The organism is Endozoicomonas sp. SESOKO4, from assembly GCF_024606275.1.
This window is the reverse complement of record NZ_JAHHPS010000052.1, coordinates 1-6,880: the sequence shown is the minus strand read 5'-3', so window position 1 is coordinate 6,880 and position 6,880 is coordinate 1. Positions and strand designations below refer to the sequence as shown.

The 6,880-nt window shown below is 45.5% G+C and carries 8 protein-coding genes; 4 read left to right on the top strand and 4 right to left on the bottom strand.

Annotated elements, in window-relative coordinates; all coding sequences use genetic code 11:
- The 3 genes from KDK16_RS00895 to galU all read right to left on the bottom strand — a co-directional run.
- Positions 1-193 (bottom strand): hypothetical protein (locus KDK16_RS00895; RefSeq protein WP_257274272.1); only part of this gene is annotated, 193 nt, incomplete at its 3' end.
- A gap of 230 nt (positions 194-423) precedes the next feature.
- A complete protein-coding gene (locus tag KDK16_RS00890) occupies positions 424-915 on the bottom strand; it encodes a hypothetical protein (protein ID WP_257254823.1) in 492 nt (163 codons plus the stop codon).
- Between the two features lie 394 nt (positions 916-1,309).
- A complete protein-coding gene (gene galU, locus KDK16_RS00885) occupies positions 1,310-2,146 on the bottom strand; it encodes a UTP--glucose-1-phosphate uridylyltransferase GalU (RefSeq protein WP_257254824.1) in 837 nt (278 codons plus the stop codon).
- Between the two features lie 235 nt (positions 2,147-2,381).
- Between galU and KDK16_RS00880 the strand changes: the two genes are divergently transcribed.
- The gene (locus KDK16_RS00880) at positions 2,382-2,711 is read left to right on the top strand and encodes a MarR family winged helix-turn-helix transcriptional regulator (protein ID WP_034841414.1); all 330 of its coding nucleotides are present in this window, start codon (positions 2,382-2,384) and stop codon (positions 2,709-2,711) included.
- A 203-nt stretch (positions 2,712-2,914) separates the two neighbouring features.
- On the opposite strand, the gene KDK16_RS00875 is transcribed toward KDK16_RS00880, so the two are convergent.
- A complete protein-coding gene (locus KDK16_RS00875) occupies positions 2,915-3,217 on the bottom strand; it encodes a high-potential iron-sulfur protein (protein ID WP_257254825.1) in 303 nt (100 codons plus the stop codon).
- Positions 3,218-3,413: 196 nt separating this feature from the next.
- Between KDK16_RS00875 and KDK16_RS00870 the strand changes: the two genes are divergently transcribed.
- The 3 genes from KDK16_RS00870 to KDK16_RS00860 all read left to right on the top strand — a co-directional run bounded on the left by KDK16_RS00870 (position 3,414) and on the right by KDK16_RS00860 (position 6,704).
- Positions 3,414-4,499 (top strand): DNA-binding protein, encoded by a 1,086-nt coding sequence (locus KDK16_RS00870; protein ID WP_257254826.1) that lies wholly within the window; start codon positions 3,414-3,416, stop codon positions 4,497-4,499.
- Positions 4,496-5,614, top strand: coding sequence for a tyrosine-type recombinase/integrase (locus KDK16_RS00865; RefSeq protein ID WP_257254827.1), 1,119 nt, complete (start codon positions 4,496-4,498; stop codon positions 5,612-5,614). The genes KDK16_RS00870 and KDK16_RS00865 overlap by 4 nt, the downstream gene beginning before the upstream one ends.
- 67 nt (positions 5,615-5,681) lie before the next feature.
- A complete protein-coding gene (locus KDK16_RS00860) occupies positions 5,682-6,704 on the top strand; it encodes a protein DA1 (RefSeq protein WP_257254828.1) in 1,023 nt (340 codons plus the stop codon).
- Positions 6,705-6,880: the final 176 nt, after the last annotated feature.

The window sequence follows — 6,880 nt, the reverse complement described above, 5'->3', positions numbered from 1 at the left end:
CTTTTTGATCTTTTTGTCTTGCTGCAGGATCGGATGTGAAATCTGCCTGACTGACCCCAGATGGCCCACCTCTGAAAAGGCTGACGGTTTTGCCGTAGGCATTGCCTTGACTCATGGCAGTGTAATCTAAAGTACTGGCTTCAACGCTGTTCGGTTTGGGACTTTGTCCCTGATATGGTGGTAATTGATCCATCGTTTTTTTTCTCCATCTTTATTTGTCTTTATTCATGAACAAAGAACATGTGTCATATTGACCAGCAAATTTAACGAAAGTTCCACAACAAAGGGGTAGCAAAACAAGTGGGTTCTTTCGCCCTGATGATTCTGACGATGGAGTAGATGTACGTATCTACCACGCCTCAGTGGGCCAGGCCAGGCAGAGGAGGTGGGTTCTCAGTAAGACAGGACCGGCTCAGGCTGTCCTCATTGTCGCGATGTGCTTGCCATCATGTTCTGCTGCAGTTTTGCAGCCCTTTCACGTTTGTCCATCGACTTCCAGAGATCCACCAGAGCCGAGTCGATTTTAAAATCCCCACAGGGCTGGGTGAGCCTGTCCTCACTGGTATCAAGTTGCTTGTGACTCATTTTCAGCAGTATTTTTTCAGACCTTTCAAGTTTGCGCATCTCCAGCGCAGTCTTAACATGTTTCTCCTCAAACCATTGGTGAAACACCTTTAGAGAGGGCGTTTGGCTTACCGCAGCTTTCGAGTCTGCATTCGTTGAGGATGTTCCTGTTACGGTATCTGGTGCGAAATTTACGCGATTGACTTCAAATGTCTCATCACCGACAGTGCTGACAGGTCTACCGGAGAGATTGCCTGTACTCTCTGTAGCATCAACTGTAGCAGCACCTTTAGCAGTGTAAGCAGAGGCATTTTTTCTCTGATCACATGGGGTATTAGCTAATCGATCCATCGTTTTTCTCCAATTTTTACTCAGTACGAAGGTAAGTTACTTTCAAAGAGTGCTTGTAAATATCGACCAGTGAATTAAACGAAAGTTCCAAAAAAAAGAGTTGCAGAACTGACGGTTGAGCAGAAGAAGAGAATCTGGTGTCTTGAATATATCCAAGTACGAAACGCTTGACACTGAGCCATGGCTGACTTGATGGGACTGGTTACTAAGAAATGTATGATGAACATTGCGGGGAAATCAGTTTTCGGCTGACATTAGTTATTTAACATAATATATATTATGCGAACTTATGATTATCAAAGAAACCGGCACTGCATGCCGGTGTCATTATCTGGAATTTCTCTTAACTCTCAGTCTTTGCCGATCTCAAAAGATGAACTTCCACTTCACCGATTTACCTGGACTCTGCCTTATAGACATTCTCAAAGCAAAAATTAGTCGCTTCTATGTAACCTTCAATACTGCCACAGTCAAAGCGAGTTCCCTTGAACTTATAGGCGAGAACCAGACCGGTCTTGCATTGTTCACGCAGAGCGTCTGTAATCTGGATTTCACCATTACTGCCAGGCGGAGTTTCTCTGATTATATCGAAGATGTCAGGCGTCAGAATATAGCGGCCAATAATGGCCATGTTACTGGGTGCTTCACCTTGAGCTGGTTTTTCAACCATATCTTCAACACGGTAAAGCCCGGGCTTGATCATTTCACCGCTGATGACCCCATACTTGCAAGCCTCGTCGACAGGCACTTCTTCAATGGCGACGATACTGCAACGGAATTGCTTGTAAAGTTTAACCATCTGGGACAGAACACCTGTTCCCTCAAGATTAATGCAAAGATCATCGGCTAAAACGACAGCAAACGGCTCATCTCCAATCAGGGTTTCTCCGGTCAGGATGGCATGACCCAGTCCTTTCATTTCACGCTGACGTGTATAGGAAAACGTACATTCGTCCATCAAGCCTCGAATACCCGAAAGGGTTTCTTCCTTGGCTGTTCCCTGAATCTGGTGTTCCAGTTCATAATTAATATCGAAATGGTCGTCTAGAGCCCGTTTACCACGGCCTGTAACGATGCAAATCTCATGCAGACCACTTTGTAAGGCTTCGTCAACGCCATACTCAATCAGGGGTTTATTGACGATGGGCATCATTTCCTTAGGCATAGACTTGGTCGCAGGCAGGAAGCGCGTACCGTAACCAGCGGCAGGAAAAAGGCATTTCTTGATCATGGGTTAACAGTGCCCTTGGTTGTTTCAAAGCATAACAGCCACGTTATCTTTGTATTAAAATAGACGACCTGACTCTTAAAATTTGCCAGATCAGTATAAAACTGTCTAATATTTGTTCTGGTACCTCTGTTGTTGCACCCGTTGTGCAGTATTGCTTTAGAGGCCGAAGAAAAAGAAGTATACGACGCCTTAAGCTCACAGCGTACCCATAACCTAACTTAAAGGTAGATTAATAATGACACTTAAAGGTCTGATTAAACTTACCCACCTACTTCAGGAATACCCACTAACTATTATCCAGTGGCAAATCTTACTGGTAGTGGCTGAAAATCCCGGTGAAACTATAACTGACCTGGTGAATGCTGAAAAGCTGACCTGCGGCACGCCCAGTGATATCGCTGTCAGTGTGAAGCGTCTGGGTGAAGGTCGTCACGACCGTCCTGGTCTGGGTCTTATTAAAAAAGCTCAACATGAGGACGATGGACGTTATTTCAAGCTGACCTTAACCCCCAAAGGTAAAAAGCTGGTCGAGAAAATAAAATCAAAAGCGCGCTATATTAAATGACGCTTCCTTTTGGGCTCAGGAATGCTGCTGATGGGTGTTTTAACTAGTACGATATTCCAGCTTGAGCCCTCAATTCTGTATGCCTTACGCCCGTTTTTTGTTGGTTCCACCAGATGGATCTTTAGTACCTGCTTAATTCATGACTCTCCCGAGCTTCTCTTAAGCAGGCCCTAATCATCAAAGCGTATACCCAGTCAGTCTGATCAGTTGGGTTTTGCCGCCCAGGCTGCGCACCAGCCACCCTCTTCTACTCTGCGACCGGCAAACAGTGTACAGCCATTATTCTTAGCGGACTCAAAGAACATACAGTTTTTACAGACATCCCCTTCCTTATATTTTGGATTACCCTTGGCCTCAGAAGCCTTCTTTACGTAGTTAAGTGCTTTAGCCTGTGGCTCGTCTTCCTGAACTTCGTCTGTAGGGGCTGGTGCTGCAGCAGTGTCGATTACAACTAAAGGGATTAAGCCGCAAACCAGTCCCAGTTGGATAAACTTTCTTCTATCCATTTTTAGTCCTCATCGTGTGTCGTTTGACAGAATTCTTTTGTACGCAATCCAATTCAAAGCAGATCTTTTTCTTTCTCTAAAAAACTATTTCTTACTACCGGTAAGTTCAGTTACCGGTAGTAATTAAAAAACTTTAATACCATTAATACCAGTATTATAATACTGGTATTAATGGTTCAGAAACGGGTATGAAATCATGGATAACAAGGCCAACGGCGAGAATCAGAAGGATATTCAGCGTAGAGAGCTTGTTTTCAGAGTTCTGGACGACCTCAAAACCAGAGGCGAACGTATTAATGCCGACAAGCTGGCCCGAATTGCCAAAATGGGGAAACAGACGGTGTTGCCCTATTACAATGAATGGCGCTTTCTGGATGATGCCCAGAAAGAGGTCGATGATGAGCTCCCTGCTGATTTGGTGCGTGTGCTAAAACGCTCACTCATCCAATGGAAACATGATGCAACCGCCTCGCAACGTGATTTTGAAGATCAGGCCAACCAGGAAATTGATGAACTACAACAAGTAGTACAGAAGCTGACTGAGGAAGGAATGAATCTAAAACAGCAGTTGGAGCAGTTGACGGATGAAAATAAGGTGTTACGAGAAAGTGGAGAGAGGCTAAATCAACAACAGTCTGAGCATGAGAAAAGCATCATTCAGTTGAAGGAACAGCTAAACACAGAGATCGAAAAAAATAAGAAGCATGAGGCAGTGATTGCTTCCAGCAAAGAAGAACATACCCAAGCCCTCGCCTCTTTGGAGACAAAGCTTGACAGCCAGTACCAGGCACAAATCAATCACTGGATCAAAACCGTCGACAATGAGCGTCGACTAAGAGCCAATGTTGAATCAAAGCTTGTGAAACAAAAAGAGTCCGGGCTGACTGCCGAAAAGGCGCATAATGAAATCCAATATCGATTGGAAGCCAAGTCCAAAGCTCATCTCGAAGCCTGCGAAGAAAGGAATCATTACAAGGCCATCGTCAAAGAATCAAAGCCACTGCTTCAAGTTATCAAGGAAATAACATTGCTTCTGAACCTCCCTGCCGAGGCCCTTTCCAGCGCAGTGCGGCAGCTATTAGATGCAGAACATAAGGCCCGGCATGATCAGGATGCTATTAAAGAGTGCAGGAAGCAGCAAGCAGCCCTTGAGCTCAAAAACCTGTCATTACAGAAAGAGCTTGATTCAACAAGAACACTGGAGCATGAAGTTGCACGGCTCAAGGGCTATAACGATGCCCTAAAACTCACCATTGAACAAAACAAAGAAAATAAGTCATGAACTTACCTGCTCTTTCAGAACTTCTGAATCTTCCCGGGAGTGACCATCAGTACAACCCATCATCGTTAAGTACTGATATGACAGGCGCTGTCAATGACAGTGAAATTCTTACTCTGTTTTTGAACAAATCCGCAGCTCGTTCTAACGAGACACTCAGACGCTACGAGAGAGAAATCCTGCGTTTCAGCGCCTGGTTATATCAAGATATTGGGGCGAGCTATAAGGAAGTTCGTCTAAAGCATCTTCAGATGTATCTTCATCATATACAAAATCTGCCGGATCGCTGGTTAGAGCAAGGTGTTCTCCCCGGGCAACCCGAAAGAATACTCTTTAAAGCGTCTATCAAACCCGGAAAAAGCACCGATCAGGTGATTGATGTACTCTCATCTTTCTTTTCTTTCCTGGAGAAAAATCGATACACGCTGGGCAATCCCGCTGTTTCTTTGATTCGTTCCGGAGAAAAGCTGGCCCGAGGTACTTCTACTATCCGCTTCTTCCATGAAGAAGAATGGCAACACTTGCTGAATTGCCTCGAGCTACAAACGCAAAGTGAGCACGTATCCAAATCAGAGTCAGCAAGAACACGTTATATCATCATGCTGGGCTACAGCCTCGGGCTTCGAGAGTCTGAAATGACCGAACACAGCTGTAATGATATTCATCCAGGTATTGAGGGAGGCTACTTTCTCAGCATCCTGGGGAAAGGTCGAAAGCGCCGTCAGCTACCACTAAACAATAAGCTCATTGAAGAGATCAGGGCATTCAGACATAGTGTTCAGTGTGAAGGTCTGTCAGGGGACAATTTCCCATTGGCCCCAAGGACGCGCAGAATTCAGGGCAAAATAGGCGGACTTTCCTCCAGAGGTCTGCGTTTCTGGTGGCAAAGTTTTATGGATTTCTGCGCCTCTGAATCAGACAACAGCCAGCAGGCAACCCGATTTAAAGTTATGCCTTTCCATGCTCTGCGACATACTGCACTGACACACCTTGCCCGTCACATGAAGATAGAGGATCTGGCCATTTTTGCGGGCCATGACTCCATCAACACCACCAGCCAGTACTATCACACCGAGGCCAAGAGATTGAAACAAATGACGGAAACTCATTTTCTCTGAATCACCAACAGCCTTAATCCGCTCCTGCTAAAGTTATTGAGAGAGCATCACATGGCCAGGGAAGGACATGAATTTCTGTAAGAGCTGCCGAAAGCCAATCCATGGAAATGGCCTGGAAGCCTTGGGCAGTCACTGGCACCTGCACTGTTTTAATTGTCGAACCTGCAAAAAGCCTCTGCTAAACAAATCATTTGTTGGCTTTAATGGCCGACCTTTCCATCCACGCTGCCTGAAATGCCCCGGATGCCGAAAAACCATCAACGACAGATACATAGAAAACGATGGTATGCCCTGGCATCCGGACTGCTACCAAAAACAGAATAACCCGCTCTGTGCCGTCTGTCGCAAGCCCCTCCATGAATATTATTTAATGGATTTTTGGGGTAATACCTTTTGCGACACACACCAGGACTACACCACTTGCTCAAGTTGCAGTCGGATAGTGTGCAAAAACATCACCGATGGCGGAATGTCCTTCCCGGATGGACTGGTGATTTGCAACCTCTGCAATCTACGCGGCGTAGTCAACCAGGAACAGGGAGACAGAATCATGGAGCAGATGCGCTCTGCCCTATCTTCTGTAGGATTGAATCTACATCAATCCAATACCCCACTAACACTCTGTGGCCGTGATGAACTTCGGGAAGCCAGCCGACATAACTTTCATAATGAAAGGCCGATACTGGGACTAACCCGATGGAGTACCTCTACAACACCCAATGGCCAGGTGATCGCCAGAGAGTTCAACGATATTCTGATTCAAAAGCATTTGCCGGAGGAACATTTTCGAACCGTAGCCATCCATGAGTTAACCCACGCCTGGCTCTTCTATAACAACTATCGTGACCTGCCACTGGAAGTCGAAGAAGGCATGTGTGTCATGATGGAGTACATCTGGTTGAAAAATCAGGCCACAAAAGATGCAGAATTCCGGAGAATAGCCATAGAAACAAGTGACGACCCTATCTACGGTCTCGGTTTTCAGAAAGCCAGAGCCTCCCTGAAATTAATGCCCTTGAAAACCCTGTTGCAATTTATCAAGGAACGGCGAGAGTTTCCTACCCGTTGGTCTGCCTTCTTCTATCACTGAATGGCTGCGCAATTCTTGTTAAACTTATCGAAAGGTTAAAAAAGAAATAGATAATAGTCATACATACTAAGATGGCATGCATTGTTCGGGAGTGATTAGTAAAGCGATATTTTAGAGAGAATGGAGGCGAGTACCGGAGTCGAACCGGTCTAAATGGAGTTGCAGTCCACTGCATA